The 16,526-nt window shown below is 68.1% G+C and carries 18 protein-coding genes; 5 read left to right on the top strand and 13 right to left on the bottom strand.

Translation table 11 applies throughout. From position 1 onward, the window contains the following. Nucleotides 1-25: 25 nt before the first annotated feature. Nucleotides 26-481 carry a carboxymuconolactone decarboxylase family protein gene (locus ACWF0M_RS02685; protein WP_452233846.1) on the top strand — a complete coding sequence of 152 codons (456 nt, stop codon included), beginning with the start codon at nucleotides 26-28 and terminating at the stop codon, nucleotides 479-481. Nucleotides 482-553: 72 nt separating this feature from the next. Then, nucleotides 554-904: a YciI family protein gene (locus tag ACWF0M_RS02680; protein WP_452233845.1), complete on the top strand. Its 351-nt coding sequence runs from the start codon at nucleotides 554-556 to the stop codon at nucleotides 902-904. A 79-nt stretch (nucleotides 905-983) separates the two neighbouring features. Here ACWF0M_RS02680 and ACWF0M_RS02675 read toward each other — a convergent pair whose 3' ends face one another. The 6 genes from ACWF0M_RS02675 to ACWF0M_RS02650 all read right to left on the bottom strand — a co-directional run bounded on the left by ACWF0M_RS02675 (nucleotide 984) and on the right by ACWF0M_RS02650 (nucleotide 6,575). Continuing rightward, nucleotides 984-1,292 carry a hypothetical protein gene (locus tag ACWF0M_RS02675; protein ID WP_452233844.1) on the bottom strand — a complete coding sequence of 103 codons (309 nt, stop codon included), beginning with the start codon at nucleotides 1,290-1,292 and terminating at the stop codon, nucleotides 984-986. 142 nt (nucleotides 1,293-1,434) lie between these two features. Then, nucleotides 1,435-2,328 (bottom strand): carbohydrate ABC transporter permease, encoded by an 894-nt coding sequence (locus ACWF0M_RS02670; RefSeq protein ID WP_452233843.1) that lies wholly within the window; start codon nucleotides 2,326-2,328, stop codon nucleotides 1,435-1,437. Next, on the bottom strand, nucleotides 2,325-3,260 hold the full coding sequence (locus tag ACWF0M_RS02665) for a carbohydrate ABC transporter permease (RefSeq protein WP_452233842.1): 936 nt from the start codon (nucleotides 3,258-3,260) through the stop codon (nucleotides 2,325-2,327). The genes ACWF0M_RS02670 and ACWF0M_RS02665 overlap by 4 nt, the downstream gene beginning before the upstream one ends. Nucleotides 3,261-3,274: 14 nt before the next feature. Then, nucleotides 3,275-4,567, bottom strand: a complete 1,293-nt coding sequence (locus tag ACWF0M_RS02660) for an extracellular solute-binding protein (RefSeq protein ID WP_452233841.1) — start codon at nucleotides 4,565-4,567, stop codon at nucleotides 3,275-3,277. A gap of 89 nt (nucleotides 4,568-4,656) precedes the next feature. Then, nucleotides 4,657-5,706, bottom strand: a complete 1,050-nt coding sequence (locus ACWF0M_RS02655) for a LacI family DNA-binding transcriptional regulator (protein ID WP_452233840.1) — start codon at nucleotides 5,704-5,706, stop codon at nucleotides 4,657-4,659. 161 nt (nucleotides 5,707-5,867) lie between these two features. Beyond that, entirely contained in the window at nucleotides 5,868-6,575 is a 708-nt protein-coding gene (locus tag ACWF0M_RS02650; RefSeq protein ID WP_452233839.1) for an SDR family NAD(P)-dependent oxidoreductase, read from the bottom strand. Nucleotides 6,576-6,621: 46 nt separating this feature from the next. Here ACWF0M_RS02650 and ACWF0M_RS02645 point away from each other — a divergent pair, with 46 nt between their 5' ends. Further along, nucleotides 6,622-7,170: a MarR family winged helix-turn-helix transcriptional regulator gene (locus tag ACWF0M_RS02645; protein WP_452233838.1), complete on the top strand. Its 549-nt coding sequence runs from the start codon at nucleotides 6,622-6,624 to the stop codon at nucleotides 7,168-7,170. Between the two features lie 11 nt (nucleotides 7,171-7,181). On the opposite strand, the gene ACWF0M_RS02640 is transcribed toward ACWF0M_RS02645, so the two are convergent. From ACWF0M_RS02640 to ACWF0M_RS02615, 6 genes are all read right to left on the bottom strand, one after another. Beyond that, the gene (locus tag ACWF0M_RS02640; RefSeq protein ID WP_452233837.1) at nucleotides 7,182-8,168 is read right to left on the bottom strand and encodes a winged helix DNA-binding domain-containing protein; all 987 of its coding nucleotides are present in this window, start codon (nucleotides 8,166-8,168) and stop codon (nucleotides 7,182-7,184) included. Between the two features lie 107 nt (nucleotides 8,169-8,275). Beyond that, on the bottom strand, nucleotides 8,276-9,061 hold the full coding sequence (locus ACWF0M_RS02635) for an SGNH/GDSL hydrolase family protein (protein WP_452233836.1): 786 nt from the start codon (nucleotides 9,059-9,061) through the stop codon (nucleotides 8,276-8,278). Between the two features lie 157 nt (nucleotides 9,062-9,218). Further along, nucleotides 9,219-9,992: an energy-coupling factor ABC transporter ATP-binding protein gene (locus ACWF0M_RS02630; protein WP_452233835.1), complete on the bottom strand. Its 774-nt coding sequence runs from the start codon at nucleotides 9,990-9,992 to the stop codon at nucleotides 9,219-9,221. Beyond that, nucleotides 9,989-10,747: a cobalt ECF transporter T component CbiQ gene (cbiQ, locus tag ACWF0M_RS02625; protein WP_452233834.1), complete on the bottom strand. Its 759-nt coding sequence runs from the start codon at nucleotides 10,745-10,747 to the stop codon at nucleotides 9,989-9,991. The genes ACWF0M_RS02630 and cbiQ overlap by 4 nt, the downstream gene beginning before the upstream one ends. Continuing rightward, nucleotides 10,744-11,763, bottom strand: a complete 1,020-nt coding sequence (locus tag ACWF0M_RS02620; RefSeq protein ID WP_452233833.1) for an energy-coupling factor ABC transporter permease — start codon at nucleotides 11,761-11,763, stop codon at nucleotides 10,744-10,746. Before ACWF0M_RS02620 ends, cbiQ begins: the two co-directional genes overlap by 4 nt. Nucleotides 11,764-11,808: 45 nt before the next feature. Further along, a complete protein-coding gene (locus ACWF0M_RS02615; protein ID WP_452233832.1) occupies nucleotides 11,809-13,167 on the bottom strand; it encodes a dihydrolipoyl dehydrogenase family protein in 1,359 nt (452 codons plus the stop codon). Nucleotides 13,168-13,407: 240 nt separating this feature from the next. Here ACWF0M_RS02615 and ACWF0M_RS02610 point away from each other — a divergent pair, with 240 nt between their 5' ends. Together ACWF0M_RS02610 and ACWF0M_RS02605 are read left to right on the top strand one after the other, a co-directional pair. After that, nucleotides 13,408-14,166 (top strand): metallophosphoesterase, encoded by a 759-nt coding sequence (locus ACWF0M_RS02610; protein WP_452233831.1) that lies wholly within the window; start codon nucleotides 13,408-13,410, stop codon nucleotides 14,164-14,166. A gap of 27 nt (nucleotides 14,167-14,193) precedes the next feature. Beyond that, nucleotides 14,194-14,949, top strand: a complete 756-nt coding sequence (locus ACWF0M_RS02605) for a metallophosphoesterase (protein ID WP_452233830.1) — start codon at nucleotides 14,194-14,196, stop codon at nucleotides 14,947-14,949. Nucleotides 14,950-15,010: 61 nt separating this feature from the next. Here ACWF0M_RS02605 and lpdA read toward each other — a convergent pair whose 3' ends face one another. Then, entirely contained in the window at nucleotides 15,011-16,408 is a 1,398-nt protein-coding gene (gene lpdA / locus ACWF0M_RS02600; protein ID WP_452233829.1) for a dihydrolipoyl dehydrogenase, read from the bottom strand. Nucleotides 16,409-16,526: the final 118 nt, after the last annotated feature.

Genomic DNA, 16,526 nt, shown 5'->3' with positions numbered 1-16,526 from the left:
GCAACCAACTGATGGAGACGCGATCATGCAAGCACGGATGACCAACCCCGCAATGGTTCTGCCCGACGCCACCAAGGGCATCCAGAACATCTACAAGGCGATCGGCCAGTCCGGGACCGACGGCAAGACCCTCGAACTCGTGCACCTGCGGGCCAGCCAGATCAACGGCTGCTCGCCGTGCGTGTTCGGCGGCGTCAAGTCGGCGCTGAAGAACGGCGAGACCGACGAGCGGCTGCACCAGGTCGCGGCATGGCGGGACTCCGACCTGTTCACCGACGCCGAGCGCGCCGCCCTCGAGATGACCGAGGCCGCGACCCGGCTGGCGGACAACCCGACCGCGGTCACCGACGAGATCTGGAGCGCCGCCGCTGACCACTTCGACGAGAAGGAACTGTCGGCGATCATCTTGATGATCGGGCTCACCAACCTGTTCAACCGCCTCAACACCACGGTGCGGGCACCAGCCGGCGCCACTTGGTAGCAACTACTCTGGGCCCCGGATGTCGAGACGACGTCCGGGGCTCCGACGTACCCAGGTGAATGGAGGCAACCGATGAAGTACATGCTGCTGATCTACGGGAACGAACAGACCTGGGGCACCCTGCACGCCGAGGGCATCGACCAGGTGTTCGACCAGCACCGCGTGCTGTCCGAGGAGCTGAAGGCGAACGGTGAACTCGTCGACAGCTCGGGCCTGACCACCGCGAACGCGCGCATCGTCCGGATCCAGGACGGGGTGGCCGCGGTCACCGACGGACCGTTCACCGAAGCCAAGGAAGTCCTGGCCGGCTACTACGTCGTCGACTGCAGTCTCGACCGCGCGACGGAGATCGCCGCGCGACTGCCGGAGGCAAGGTACTCACCCATCGAGATCCGCGAGTTCACAGATCCGCTGGAGAGCTAGCTGTCTGTACTGTCCAGGGGCTTGCCGGCCTCAGCTGGGCGTTGGACACCTGAGACCGGCGAGTCACTGACTCAGACCATCACGTCCCGACAGGTGCGCCGGACGCGAGGATGACCCCACCTGAGGCGGGCTGATCACCCATGCCCCGGCCACCTCGGACGTACACAGTGGTGCCGGGCGCCGGTGCCTGGGCACCGTCACCGAGTCGGAGCGTGGTCGTCATCCCGTTGCTCAGTCTGAGCATCGCCACGCGTCGCGGTCGCACCGACGGAATCGACGAGCTCACCTCGTGGATGCCGGTACACACCGCCGGTTGGATCGAAGCCCGCCCGAGTCCCGCGTTGCCGTGACTCCTCACATCACGGCACTGCTCGGCGAGCCTAGTCATCGCTGACACACTTCCCCCTTCTCATCGTTACTCTCCCCGAGTGATAGATCAGCCAACCCTCGCTGAGAGTGACGGCCTTTTCAAGTGATCGTGACCGGAATCCCGAGTTCCGGAACTGCTGTCCATCAAGAGGCGCGGCAAATCACTGCCCCCCGAAGCCGGTGGTCGCAATCCCCTTGATGATCTGGCGCTGGAAGAACAGGAACACCACGACCAATGGCAGCGCGGCGAGAATCGCGGACGCCATGTTCTGCGCGTACTGCAGCCCGTACGCGCTCTTCACCGTCTGCAGGCCGACCGGCAACGTCATCAGGTGCGCGTCCGTGGTCACGATGAACGGCCACAGGAAGTTGTTCCACGCCCCGATGAACACGAAGATCGCCACCGCAGCAAGGATCGGGCGCGACAACGGCAGTACGACGGACCAGAACACCCGCAGCCGCCCGGCGCCGTCGACCCGCGCCGCATCCTCCAGTTCCACCGGGATCTGGTCGAAGAAACGCTTGAGAATCAGGACCATCGCGGGCGCGAACGCCTGCGGCAGGATGATGCCCCAGTACGTGTCGACCAGGTTGAACGCCAGCATCTGCCGGAACAACGGCACGATCAGCAACTGCGGCGGGATGATGATCGCCGCGATGATCGCGGCGTACAACAATCGCTTGCCCTTGAAGTTCACCCGCGAGAACGCGTAGCCGGCCAGCGCCGACGTGGCGACCGTGATGAACGTGATCGCCACCGACGTGAGCAGGCTGTTCCACGCCCAGGAAGGGATGTCGCCCGCGGACAGCACCTTGCGGTAGGCCTCGAAGCTGAGCCCGTCCGGCGGGTTCAGCGTGATCTGCGACGCACCGGCGTCCGCCTCGGACTTCAGTGATGTGAGCACCGCCCAGGCGAACGGCACCAGCCACGTTACGGCCAGCACCGCAAGTACGAGCAGCGCGGCCATTCTGGACACGCTCCAGGGGTTTTCGCCTGGCTTGTGCGTTTGTTTGATCCCACGGCTGATCCCACGGCTGAGGGTGTAGGTGCTCATGCGGCGCTCCTGCGGTTGATCAGCTTGTACTGCGCCAGCGACACCAGGACGATGAGCGCGAAGAACAGGTACGAGATGGCCGACGAGTAACCGAACCGGTAGCCGGTGAAGCCGGACTCGTAGATGTACTGCACGATCGACCGCGTCTTCCCGGCCGGACCGCCGTTCGTCAGCATGTAGATCTGGTCGAACACCTTCAGCGACGCGAGGATCTGCAAGGTGACGAGCAGCGCCGTGGTCGGTGTCAGCTGCGGGATCACGATCGAGAACAGCTGCCGCCACTTGCCCGCGCCGTCCAGCGCCGCGGCCTCGAACTGCTGCTCGGGAATGTTCTGCAACGCCGCCAGGTAGAGCAGGAAGTTGAACCCGATCGTCCACCACAGCGTGGTGATCACGACCGAGATCATCGCGACCTTCGGATCCTGCAGCCAGGCCACCGGTCCGGCGCCGAACTTGTCCAGTACGCCGTTGATCAGCCCGAGCTTCGGGTTGTACATCCAGCTCCAGAACATGACCACGACGGTGGATGCGAGCAGGTACGGCAGGAAGAACGACAGGCGCCACAGCCAACGCCCGGGCAGGCCGAGATTCACTAGCAGCGCTAGCGCGAGCGACAGGACGATGAGCGGAACCGTGCTCAGCGCCGTGAACCACACCGTGTTCCCGAGCGACTTCCACATGTCCGGGTCGCGCAATGCGTCGGCGTAGTTGGAGAAACCGATCAGTCCGCTTCCCGCACCGGTCAGGGTCTCGCCGGTGAAGCTCAAGTACAGGCCGTAGAGCGCCGGGATCACGAGGAAGAGCACGAACAGTACGGCGAACGGCGCCGCGAACGCCCACCCGGTGAGCGTCGCCCCACGCTTCGCGCGAGCCTTGCCCTGCGCGGTGATCTCCTCCGTCGTTGCCGGCGGAGTGTCGATAGCAGTAGACATCTGAGTCTCTCCTCTCACACCGGTTGCGGACGGTCGAGCAGCTTGTTCAGCCGGGCGACGAAACCGTCGAACCCGGCCGCTGGATCACCACTGCCGAGGAACACGTTCTGCACGTTCTCGGCGAAGTAGTTCTGGAAGTCGCTGCCCGCGCCGCTGAACCACACATCCGGGTCGTAGTTCACGTACGCCGGGATGCCCGCGTAGTTCGACTGCGGCTTCAGCGCCTGGTACTCCGCACTCGTCGCGACCGGCTGGTACGCCGGGATGTGGCCGCCGCCGGCCCACGTCACCGACCGCTTCAGCAGCTCGGCCACCATCGTGTAGACGTGCTTGCGGCGCTCCGGCGACACCTTCGACTGCCGTGGCAGCACGAACGTGTGCGAATCGGCGTACGCCGCCTGCGTCCCGAACATGGTCGGGATCGGTATCGCGTCGACGGGCAGCTTCGCGTCCTTCAGCACCGGGAGTTCCCAGACACCGCCGAAGAACATGCCGCTCTCGCCGTGCAGGAACTCGCTGGTCGCCGTACCGCCGTCGCCGCTGCGCGAGGCGATCGTGTCGTTGAGCAACGATCGGATGAAGGTCAGCGTCTTGACCGCCGCGTCCTTGTCGACCTCCGCCTGCTGACCGGGGACAAGCTTCATCTCCGCGCCGGTCTGCCGGTAGAGCGTGTAGAACAGGCGCCACATCTGCGAGCCGTCACCCAGGTAGCCGTAGGACAGGCCGTGTTTGCCGGTGACCTTCTGCAGCTTGGTCGCGACCTCGGTGAACTCCTCCGGGCTCTTCAGCGTGTGGATGGCCTCCGTGACACCGGCCTTCTCTGCGTGGTCGGTGTTGTAGTAGAGGACGAACGGGTGCGTATCGAGCGCGATCGCGTACAGCTTCCCGTCGTACTGACACTTCTCCCAGACCCGGGCCGGGAAGTCCTCCTTGTGCAGGCCGGCCTCGGCGAGCAGGTCGAGATCCCACGGCTCGAGCAGGCCGCCCGGCGCGTAGCCGGCGATCCGGGACGCGTGCATGATCGCCACGTCCGGAGCCCGGCCGCCGGCCGAGGCCATGGCGAGTTTCGTGTAATAGGGCGGACCCCAGGCGAGCACCGTCTGGGTCGTGCGAAAGCCGAGGTTCGCGGCGTTGACGGCGTCCACCAGGCCTGCCATCACCGTGCCGTCACCACCGGTCAAGAGGTGCCAGTAGTTCAGGTTGGTCGTCGAACGCGACGCACCGGGCGCGCAGCCGACGAGCAACCCACTACCGGCCAGCGCCGCGGCCGCTTTCAGCAGGCTGCGCCGGGAGAAATCTTCACTCATGCGGTCTCCTTCGGGGGGCGACCCGAAAATTACATCGTTAGAATGACCCGCACAAGACTCGGATGTGGGATTTTGTGGAAACGTATCCGTTAGCGTGCGGTACTGGCGCGCTCGACCACGCGGTGCGGGATCATCACCCTCCGCGGCGGCGCACCCCTGTCCGCCATCCGCTCGGCCAGCAGGTCGAGGGCCGCGGCGACGAACGCCCGCCGGTCGAACGCGATCGTGGTCAGCGGCGGGATCATGAACTGGCTGTCGAGGATGTTGTCGAACCCGGCCACCAGGGTCTGCTTCGGTACGTCGATCCCCGCGCTCCACAGTGCGGACAAGGTGCCGGAGGCCAACGTGTCGGTGAAGCAGAAGAACGCGTCCGGCAACTCGTGCTCGGCCAGGTACTTGCCCACCACGGTCGCGGCGCCCTCGGGCCGCCAGCGGTCGAGGCTGATCTCCAGGCTCGGATCGATCGGTACGCCGGCCTCCTCGAGTGCCGCGCGATACCCCGCGGTCCGCAGCCGCGACGCCGCCGTACCCGGGGATTCGGCCGATCCGCCGAGGACTCCGGCGCCGCTCGAGCCGCGCGGGATCTCCGGCGTACCGACGGCCGCGATCCGCCGGCAGCCCTGTGCCAGCAGGTGCTTCGTCAGGTCCTTCGCGGCCGCGACGTTGTCGATCGCGACCTGGCTCACGACGTCCTGGTCGACGTCACCGATCAGCACGAGGGGCGGCAGCGGACCGGCCGTCATCACCGCGCTGTCGTCGAGGTTCACCGGGTTCAGAATCAGGCCGTCCACCAGGTACGCGCGGGCCTTCGAGAGCAGCTCGAACTCGCGGTTCGGCTCGGCCGCCGTCTGCTCGATCTGCACACCCCAGCCGCGTTCGTGGGCGAGCTCGACGACCAGGTGCACGATCTCCGCGGAGTACGGCCGGAGCAGGTCGGGGAGCGCCAGCGCGATCATGCCGGAGCGGCCGTTGCGCAGACCGCGGGCGCTCATGTTCGGCACGTAGTCGAGCTCGGCGAGTGCGCTCTCCACCCGGGCCCGGGTCTCGGGGCGCACGAACACGACGCCGTTGATCACGTTCGACACCGTCTTCGGCGACACCCCGGCGAGCTTCGCGACATCTTTGACGGTGGGACGCATGCCGCCCATTGTCACACCTACACACGTCACGCGCCGCTCCGCTCGACACCCCAGGCTCTCGGGCGAACCTCCATGCATGCACAACCCGCCCGGAGATCGGTTTCCGCACCTGTCTGGACGAGTTGTGCCTGCGCGCAGATGCAAACCAGGCGCTCGGCGCGCTAGCGCGTGACCAAGGCGCCGCCGTTCACGTGCAGGACCTGGGCGGTGAGGTGTCGGGCGGCCGGCGAGGCGAGGAAGTGGATGGTGCCCGCGATGTCGGCGGCCCGCCCCTCGCGTTTCGTCAACGTTGCCTGCAGCAACGTGTGCCGGCGCTCCTCGGTCAGGCGGCCCTGGAAGAACTCGGTGCCGGCGGTGAAACCCGGCGCGACGACGTTCGAGGTCACGCCGCGCGGTCCGAGCTTGGCTGCGACGTCAGCGTTCCACATCGCCAGACCTGCCTTCGAGGCGCCGTACGCACCGGGGCCGCGCGAGCCCGCGATCGAGCCGAGGTGCACGACGGCGGTGGTCAGGCGGGGCTCGAGGGCGGTCGTGGTGAGCACCGCGCTGATCAGGTTGGCCTCCAGATTGGCGAGCCAGTTCGCCTTCAGTTGGGCGAGATCGCCGTCGGGCCGGCCGAAGTCGGTGTTGCCGCCGGCATTGTTGACCAGGACATCGACCCGCTCGGGCAGTTCGTCCAGCAGCCGCCCGACCTGCGCCGGGTCGGTCGCGTCGCACACCACTCCCCTGGCTCCGAGATCGGCAGCGGTCTTCTCGAGTACGTCGGCACGCCGGCCGGTGATCACCACGTCGTCGCCGTCCGCGCGGAATCGCTCCGCGGTCGCCCGCCCGATCCCGGTCGCTCCCCCGGTCACCACGATCGTCCTCATCGCCACACCTCACGTTTAGCTCTAAATGTTTAGATCTAAACGTATCATGGGTCCCGTGGCCGACAACTACCCGCTCGACACCCCGAGCCCGTACCCCGCCGCCGAGATCGCCCGCGCCTGGCAGCGCGAACGGCCCGGTACGCCGACCGACTCGATCGAGATCGTCACTCCCCTGTGGCGGCTGGCGAAGCTGTTCGCCGACGACCGGCGCCGGGTGCTCGCGGACGCCGGCGTGGATCCCGCGACGCTCGATCTGCTCAGCGTGCTGCGGCGCGCGGGCACGCCGTACGAGCTCAGTACGCGCGAGCTGTCCCGCCGTACGCTCGTCACCGCCGGCGCGATCTCGCAGCGGGTCGCCCGCGCCGAGGACAGCGGCCTGGTCACGCGGCGGTCCGCGGACGACGGGAGTCGCGCGGTCGTCGTCACACTCACCGAGGCCGGCCACGACCTGATCGAGCGGACAGTCGACCAGGTGCTCACACGGGAGTCCGAGCTGGTCGCGTCGCTCTCCCCCACCGCCCGCACCCGGCTCGCGGTCCAGCTCCAGGATCTGCTCGACGAGGTCGCCCGAGTGGCCCGCAAACCTTCCTGCTGACAGGCACGACGTCATCCAAAGAAGCGGTTGATATCGGCGAGTTCCTCGGTCAGATCCGCTGGTTCGAAGAGGTCTACCGCGAGGGTGGCGTGCTGCCAGGTGCCGATCGGTCGGCCGGCTTGTACGACGGCGGGACGCAGCATGCCACCGCCCGGGAAGATCGACCTCGGTAGGTCGAAGTGGCGGTTCTGGTAGCCGAGCAGGTACGTGTCGAACTCGCCGACCATCCGTACGTCGTGGCAGCCGGGCAGATCGTCGACGGCGTGGAGCACGGCGGATTCGACCTCGACAGACGTCGTGGCCACCGCCTCGACGGCCCGGCGCGCGAGCGGGACCGGGAGGCCCGACCAGGTCGCAAAGTCGCGTGGCGTGGCGGGTCCGAAGGCGGTCAGGTACCGGCGGGCAAGGTCCTCGGGGTCGCCCTCGAGGACCAGTGGCTTGCCGAGCCAGTCGCGGACGGCGGCCCAGGTTTCGCCGGGTCCGTAGCAGAGGCGTCCGAGCAGGCCGGTGTACCGGATGAGGGCGTAGACCGCCTGCCCTTTCGGCTCGGCGATCAGGCCCGCGCGCACCAGGACGTCGGCCAGTTCCGCGCGGCTGCTCGGCCCGTGCGCCAGCAGGTGGTTCTCGAGTACGTCGGCGGCCTCGGCGCGGATGCGGTCCGGCAGCCCGAGTTCGCCGTACCGGCGTTCGGTGTCCTTGATCAGTTTCGGGCCGAGCAGCCCGAGCAGCGGGCCGGCGTCCTCGGTCGCGACGAGTTGGAGGGTGCCGCGCATGAACCAGCCACGGATCACAGACCGATCGGTTTCCTGAGCGGTCGCGACGTCCGCGAGCGTGGTCGCGGACGATCGGGCGCGGACGGCGTACGACGCTCCTCGCCAGGTCTGGGCCTGGAGTCCCCCCGTCCGGCGCACGACGTCGGCCACCCCTCCGGGGCCGGCCTCGTTCACCGGACGCGCAAGGCAGTTGGCCTGCATCCTGGCCGCCAGTAACCAGTCCACAGACCTCCGCGTCACCCTTGCATGACACCACGAACCGGGCCTGTCCGCATCCCCAAAAGCACAGGTGCCGCCCCGGTCGACCGGGGCGGCGCCTGAGTGAAGGTGCGTCAGAGTGCAGGCTGGACCAGATCGGCGTACGCCGACTGGCCGGTCACGTTCGGGTGGTAGGACTCGCTGACCGGGTTGGACAGGCCGTTGATCCACTCCGGGCTGCCGCACACCGAGTGCCCGATGAACTTCGACGTCGGGTCCACGAACGTGAAGCCGGCCGAGCTCGCCGAGGCGGAGAGCTTCGAGTTCAGCAGGTTGGCGGTCGCGTTCAGCTTGGTCATCTCGTCGGGGCTGAAGAACGTGCCGGCGTTGCAGTCGGTGCCGTTGAACAGGCGCGGGTACCCGACCACGACGACCTTCGCCGACGACGCGCGGCTCCGGATCGACGAGTACAGCGTGTTCAGCCGGCCGGGCAGGGTGTTGTTGATGATCGACTGCGCGTTCGCGACCGCGGTGTTGCAGTCGCCGAGCCACGACGGCTTCGCGCACTCGGTGATCACCGACGAGAAGCCGGCGTCGTTACCGCCGACCTGGACGGACACGATGTTGGTGGAGCTCGTCACCGAGGACAGCTGGTTCGCGGTGACGTCCGCGACCTTTGCGCCGGAGCAGGCCACGAACGTGAGGTTCGCGCCGATCCGGCCGGCGTCGAGGTACGCGTACGCCTTGGTGGAGCGCTGGCAGGACCCGCTGCTCTCGATATAGGTGCGGGTGCCGACACCGGAGGCGTACGAGTCGCCGAGTGCGACGTAGTTCGGTGCCGCGGCATGCGCGACACCCGGGCTGAGCAGCATCGCGGCGCCCAGCGCCGCGGCAGTGAGCAAACTAGCGAATGACTTCATGGGGGCGGACCGCCTTTGCCTGAGCGGGAGGTAGCGATTGAAGTACTCAACGTCACCTTCGCTGACCCACGAGTAACAAACAAGGGCTTGGTAACAAATTCACCGTAGATTCCAGATGACTGTCACCAACTAGAACCGACGAGCCGAGGGTCCCGGGTCAGGAACGCTCCGGGCCGGGGACGGAGAGGGGGTCGAAGCCGTACGGCAGTTCGAGGCGGTGTGCGGCCATCAGGTCGGCGTCGCCGAGGAGGTCGCGGGTCTTGCCGTCCGCCACGATCCGGCCGTCGTCCATCAGCAGGCTTCGCTCGCACAGCTGCAGCGCGTACGGCAGGTCGTGGGTGATCATCAGCAGCGTGACGTCGAGCCCGGCGAGGATGTCGGCGAGCTCGCGACGGGCGGCGGGATCGAGGTTGCTCGACGGCTCGTCGAGGACCAGTACTTCGGGACGCATCGCGAGGACCGTGGCGACGGCGACCCGGCGGCGCTGGCCGAACGACAGGTGGTGTGGAGCGAGGTCGGCTTGGTCCTGCATGCCGACCTGGACCAGCGCCTCGTGGACACGATCGTCCAGCTCCGAGCCGCGCAGACCCAGGTTCGCGGGACCGAACGCCACGTCGTCTCGGACCGTCGGCATGAACAGCTGGTCGTCCGGATCCTGGAAAACCAGACCGACCTTGCGCCGGATCTCGGTCAGGTGCTCCCGGTGCAGCCCGGTGCCGCCGATCTGGATGCGACCGCTCCCGGTCCCACCGGCGACCGACCCGAGGATGCCGTTGAGATGCAGCACGAGCGTGGTCTTGCCGGCCCCGTTCGGACCGAGCAGCGCGACCCGCTCGCCGCGCTCCACGGTGAAGTCGACGCCGAACAGCGCCTGCCGCCCGTCGGGATAGGCGAACACCAGCCGCTCGACCTGAATCGCAGGACCGCTCACAAGGTCACCACCCTAGCCGCGACCGCGATCGCCACCGCGGCGAGGGAGATCGTCAGACCTTCGAGCCACTGCGCCCGGGTCGCACCCGAGACGCTGAGCAACGGCATCCGTCCGTTGTAACCGCGCGACCGCATCGCCAGATGGACGCGCTCGCCACGCTCGAAACTCCGCACGAACAGAGCGCCGACTCCCCCGGCGACCGCCTTCAGATGACCGACCCGGCCGCCGGTGTACCCGCGCGATTCCCGGGCGACTCGCATCCGGTGCAGGTCGTCCGAGACCACGCTCAGGTACCGAACCATGAACGACAGGATCGCCACGAGGGTCGCCGGCAGTCGCAGCCGCTCCAGCCCGGCCAGCAGATCGCGCGGCGCGGTCGTCGCCGACAGCAGGATCGCGGCGATCACCCCGAGCGTGCCCTTCGCCAGCACGTTCCAGGCGCCGAGCACACCCGACTGGGACAGGTGCAGGCCGAGTACGTCGACCTGCGGGCCGGTCGCCACGAACGGCAGCAACAACGCGAACACGATGAACGGCGTCTCGACCGCGAGCCGTCGCGACACCACGGTCGCCGGCAACCTCGCGACGCCGACAGCCGCGACGAGCATCACGGCGTACAGGCCGAATGCCCAGAAGATCGCGGCCGGGGTGGAAACGACGGCGAGCACGAACACGAACAGCGCGACGAGCTTCACCTGCGCCGGAACCCGGTGAACCGGACTGTCCACCGCAACGAGCAGGCCGTCGCCACTCATGAGGCCTTGTTCGTCCGCAGCGATGCGAGCTTGGCGATCGCGAGGCCGAGCACGATCGTCACCAGTACGCCGATGATCCCGGCCAGTGCCCCGGACACCTGCGCGTTGCCGATTCCGTGTACGCCGTAATTGGCCAGCGGACCGCCCGCGACCGCCGAGTGCTTGGCCGCACCCTCGAACCCGAGCTTGGCGCCGACGAACTCCAGCCCGTCCGGGTGCGCGCTCGCGAACAAGCTCACCCCGCCAGCGACGAGCAGCGTCACCGCAATCCCCACACCGAGCGAGCGGCCGGCCGGCTTCACGGCGATCGGCTTGTCCGGCGACACGGTGGAAGTGTTGCCGTCGGCATCGACCAGGACCAGGTCCTGCTGCAGGTGCCGAGCGGCGTACACGAGGTCCGGCCGGGTCGCGACGACCGCGCTGAGCACGGCCGCAGTGATCACCGCCTCGCCGATCCCGACCAGGATGTGCCAGCCGACCATCGCGGTCGCGAGTTTGCCGAGCGGGATGTCGACCGCGCCGCCGATCGCGTACAGCCCGGTGAACGCCAGGGCCGCGACCGGCACCGACACCAGCGCGCCGACGGTCGCCGACGGTACGACGCTGCCGACCCGGCGCGGCAGCACCTTCAGCAACGCCCGCGTCAGGACGTACCCGACGAGGACCGTGATCAGGCCCATCAACGTGATGTTCGTACCCAACGCAGTCAGCCCGCCGTCGGCGAACAACAGCCCCTGCACCAGGAGCACCGTCGCCATCACCAGGACCGCGGTCCACGGCCCGACCAACGCGGCCGCGAGCGCGCCTCCGAGCAGGTGACCGCTGGTGCCCGCGCCGACCGGGAAGTTCACCATCTGCACCGCGAAGACGAACGCCGCGGTCAGGCCAGCCAGCGCCGGACCGGTCTCGCGGAGCTCGCGGTTCGCCCGCTGCAGGCTGAAGCCGACCGCCCCGGCCGCGATCAGACCGGTGGCGACAGACGTAGGCGCGTTGAAGAAACCGTCAGGAACATGCACGCGCCCATTCTTGTTCTTGTTGCGACCGAATCGCAACAAGCGATCTCATAACTCCTTCAGTGCCTCACCGATCGCGCGGTGGAATGTCGGATACGCATAGATCATCTGACGCAGCGTGTTCACCGGTACGGCGGCGTGCACCGCCACCGCCAGCGCGCTGAGCACCTCGCCACCCATCGGGCCCGCACTCGTCGCGCCGACCAGCACGCCCCGGTCGGCGTCCATCACGACCTTGATGAAGCCCTCGTTGCCGGCCTTGTGGATCCAGCCGCGCGTCGAGGCCGGGATCGGGGTCGACCCGGCCCGCACGTTCAGCCCGGCGTCCCGCGCCTGCTGCTCGGTCAGCCCGACCGCACCGATCTCCGGGTCGGTGAACGTGACCCGCGGCATCGCGTGGTAGCTCGCGGTCGGCGCGTCCGCTTCCTGCAGGATGTCGCGGACCGCGATGTCGGCCTGGTACATCGCGTTGTGGGTGAACGCGCCGACTCCGGTGACGTCACCGACCGCCCAGACCTTGTCGCCCGCGCGGACGTGCTCGTCGACCTCGACCCGCCGCGCCGACGGGTCCAGACCGAGCTTCTCCAGGCCGAGGTCCGCCGTCGCCACCCGGCGGCCCGTTGCCACCAGCAACTTCTCGCCACTCGCCGTCGTCCCGTCCGCGAGCGACACGGTGAACGTGCCGCCGTCGTACCCGATCTGCTGCGCGCGGGCGCCGAGGCGGAACGTCACGCCGTCGCGCTCCAGCGCCTCGCGGGCCAGCACACCCGACTCCGGCTCCTCCATCGACAGCACCTCGGGAGCACCTTCGACGACACTCACCTGGACGCCGAAGCGCGCGAACACCTGCGCCAGCTCCATACCGATCGCGCCGCCGCCCAGCACGACCAGCGACGCGGGCAGCGTCTCGACCTCGATCGCCTCCCGGTTCGTCCAGTACGGCGTACCGGCGAGGCCCTCGATCGGCGGGATGGACGGGATCGTCCCGGTCGCGATCACGATGCCGCGCGCCGCCTCGTACTCGTTGTCGCCCGCGCGGAGCGTGTTCGGACCGGTGACGGTGGCGACGTCCTTGATGACGGTCGCGCCCTTGTTCACCAGGCGGTCGACGGCGACCTGGTCGTTCCAGGTGTCGGTCGCCTCCTCGCGGATCCGCTTCGCGACCGGCGCCCAGTCCGGCTGCACCGTCGCCGTACCGGCCATGCCGTCGACGCGACGCGTCTCGGCGACCAGGTTCGCGGCCCGGATCATCATCTTGCTCGGGATGCACCCGTAGTACGGGCACTCACCCCCGACCAGCCGCGACTCGATGCCGACCACGCGCAGTCCGGCCTGCGCCAGCCGACCGGCTGTCTCCTCCCCGCCGACCCCGAGCCCCACCACGACGACATCCACCTGTTCAGCCATGCCGCCCAATCTCCCAGAGCAGACCGAACCGGCCAAGTCTCCACCCGGCGCGTCATCGCACCGTAAGCACGCGTTCACCACCGGCGACCAGCGTCCTGTACCCGCAGAAGTGAGGACAAAGCTGCTCGATTTCTCAGGGCGAGGTCGAGTTCAGCTTCCCGGACCGGGGAGCACGCGAGCGGGGCGGGCTGGTTCCGTGCGGCGATCTACCGGCCGGGTTCTGCGGCTAATCTGCTGCCCATGTACGTGATCGCACACCTCAGTGACCCACATCTCGACGGCTCCGAGGAGGCACGGTCGCGGCTCCGGCGCATCACGTCGTACCTGCGAGAGTTCCGGCGGCCCGTCGATGTCGTGCTGGTCACCGGCGACCTGGCCGACCACGGCCTGCTGGAGGAGTACGCCGAACTCGCCGCGGAGCTGAAGCTGGACGTGCCCGTGTTGGTGTTGCCGGGCAACCACGATGTCAGCGCGCCTTTGCGCGCCGGCCTGGCGTCGTTCGTCGACTCGGCCGGCGACGGGCATCCGGTGCATCAGGTGCACGACGTCGGCGGCGCGCGGTTCGTCCTGCTCGACACCTCGGTGCCGGGCGCCGACCACGGCCTGCTGTCGGCGGAGTCGCTCGCCTGGCTCGACGGCGTACTGGCGGAACCTGTCGACGGCCCGCTGTTCGTGGCGTTCCACCACCCGCCGTTCGAGCTGAACCACCCGGTCCTCGACCAGTGGCTGCTCCGCTCGGGTCCGGAACTCGAGGCCGTACTCCGGGGCAAGCCAATCACCGCCCTGCTCGCCGGGCACGTGCACAACGGCCTGGCAACCACCTTCGCCGGACTGCCGTTCCTGGTCGCAGCAGGGGTCCGCTCGACTCCGCCCCTCCCCTTCGAACCTCCGGCCCCCGGCGGCGGGCTCGTCGACAGCACCACAGCCCACCCCGGCCTGGCACTCCACATCCACACACCGGGCGCCCCGCTCCAAACCCTGTTCCGGCACCCAGCCTGACCTTCGACAGGGCACTAGTGTGCTGACATGTACGTCATCGCGCACCTGAGTGACCCGCATCTCGACGGTTCCGAGGAGGCACGGTCGCGGCTCCGGCGAATCACGTCGTACCTGAACGACTTCCGCCGGCCGGTCGACGTCGTCCTGGTCAGCGGCGATCTCGCCGACCATGGCCAGGACTTCGAGTACGCCGAACTCGCCGCGGAGCTCGAGCTGCCCGTGCCCGTGCTCGTCCTGCCGGGCAACCACGACGTGAGTACGCCGTTCCGCGCCGGTCTCTCGTCGTACATCGACGCGGCGGGCGAGGGGCATCCGGTGCATCAGGTTCGCGATGTCGGGGAGGCCCGCTTCGTGCTGCTCGACACGACGGTCCCCGGCGAGAACCACGGCCTGCTGCCGGAGGAGTCGCTGGCCTGGCTGGACGGCGTACTGCGGGAACCGTTCGACGGACCGCTGTTCGTCGCGTTCCACCAGCCGCCGTTCAACCTGCATCACCCGACGATGGACCAGTGGATGCTCCGCACCCGCGAGCCGTTCGCCGCCGTACTCCAGGACAAACCGGTCACCGCCCTCCTCGCAGGCCACGTCCACAACGCCATCACGGCCACCTTCGCCGGCATCCCGCTCCGCGTAGCCCCGGGGATCCGCTCGTCGATCCCCCTCCCCTTCGAACCCGAGAGCCCAACCGGAACCCTCGTAGACCCCACCACCGAACCCGGCTTCGCCCTCCACATCCACGTACCCGGAGAGCCCCTCCAAACCGTCTACCGGTATCCGCGCTAACCAGCCGAGAGTTGGGGAGGATTTTGCACCCGAAACGGCACGAAATCCTCCCCAAGTCCGGCTAGAAGTTGATCATGTGGCCTTCGAGGCCGTGGAAGGCTTCTTGGAGGGCTTCGCTGAGGGTCGGGTGGGCGTGGACGTTGCGGGCCAGTTCCTTGGTGGTCAGGTCCCACTTCTGGGCCAGGGTCAGCTCGGGCAGGAGCTCGGTGACCTCGGGGCCGATCAGGTGCGCGCCGAGGAGTTCGCCGTACTTGCTGTCGCTGATCACCTTGACGAAACCGGTCGGGTCGCCGAGGCCGTGCGCCTTGCCGTTCGCGGTGAACGGGAACTTGGCGACCTTGACGTCGAAGCCCTCCAGCCGGGCCTCTTCCTCGGTCCAGCCGAAGCTGGCGATCTGCGGCTGGCAGAACGTCGCCCGCGGGATCATCTTGTAGTCGAGCTCCATCGTCTCGTGCCCGGCGATGGTCTCGGCCGCGATCACGCCCATCGCCTCGGCGGCGTGCGCGAGCATCAGCTTCGCGGTCACGTCGCCGATCGCGAAGATGTTCGGCACGTTGGTCCGGCAGAAGCCGTCGATGCCGATCGCGCCGCGCTCGGTCAGCTGGACGCCGATCTTGTCCAGGCCGTAGCCGTCGACGCGCGGCTGGAAGCCGATCGCCTGCAGGACCTTGTCGGCCTCCAGTGTCTGCTGTACGCCGTCCTTGCCGGTCACCGTCACCTTGACCGAGGAGCCGGAGTCGTCGATCGAGTCCACCCGGGTGCCGGTCAGTACGTCGACGCCGAGCTTCTTGTAGGCCTTGGCCAGCTCCTTGGAGACCTCGATGTCCTCCAGCGGGACGACCCGGTCGAGGAACTCGACGATCGTCACCTTGACGCCGTAGTTCGCCAGCACGTACGCGAACTCGACGCCGATCGCACCCGCGCCGGCGATCACGATCGAGCCGGGCAGCTCCTCGGTGAGGATCTGCTCCTCGTACGTCACGACGCGCTCGCTGAGCTGGGTGCCCGGTAGCAGCTTGGTGGTCGCGCCGGTCGCCACGATGCAGGAGCCGAACGTGACGGTCTCCGACGAGCCGTCGTTCAGCGTCACGTCCAGGGTGTTGGCGTCGGTGAACGAGCCCCAGCCGTCGAACTCGGTGATGCTGTTCTTCTTCATCAGGAAGTGGACGCCCTTGACGCGGCCGTCGGCGACCTTCCGGCTGCGCTGCACCGCGGTCGGGAAGTCGAAGGTCACCTCACCGCTGATACCGAAGGTCTTCGCCTCCGTCCGGAAGATGTGCGACAGCTCGGCGTTCCGCAGCAGCGCCTTGGACGGGATACAGCCCACGTTCAGGCAGACACCGCCCCAGTATTTCTTCTCGATGATGGCGGTTTTGAGGCCGAGCTGGGCAGCGCGGATCGCCGCGACGTACCCACCCGGACCGGCGCCGAGGACAACAACGTCAAAGTGCGAGGCCATGCAGTGAACTTTAGCCGGGGTTCCGTAAGGACCGTACGCCGCCTACGCTGGGCTGGTGCGTGAGGCGCCGTACGGACGATGCGGCATGGGGGACGGATGAATCTGGGGAGACATCGGG

The sequence above is a fragment of the Kribbella sp. NPDC055110 genome, from assembly GCF_053607525.1.
Note: the sequence above shows the minus strand (reverse complement) of the source record. Positions and strands in the feature narration are given on the sequence as shown.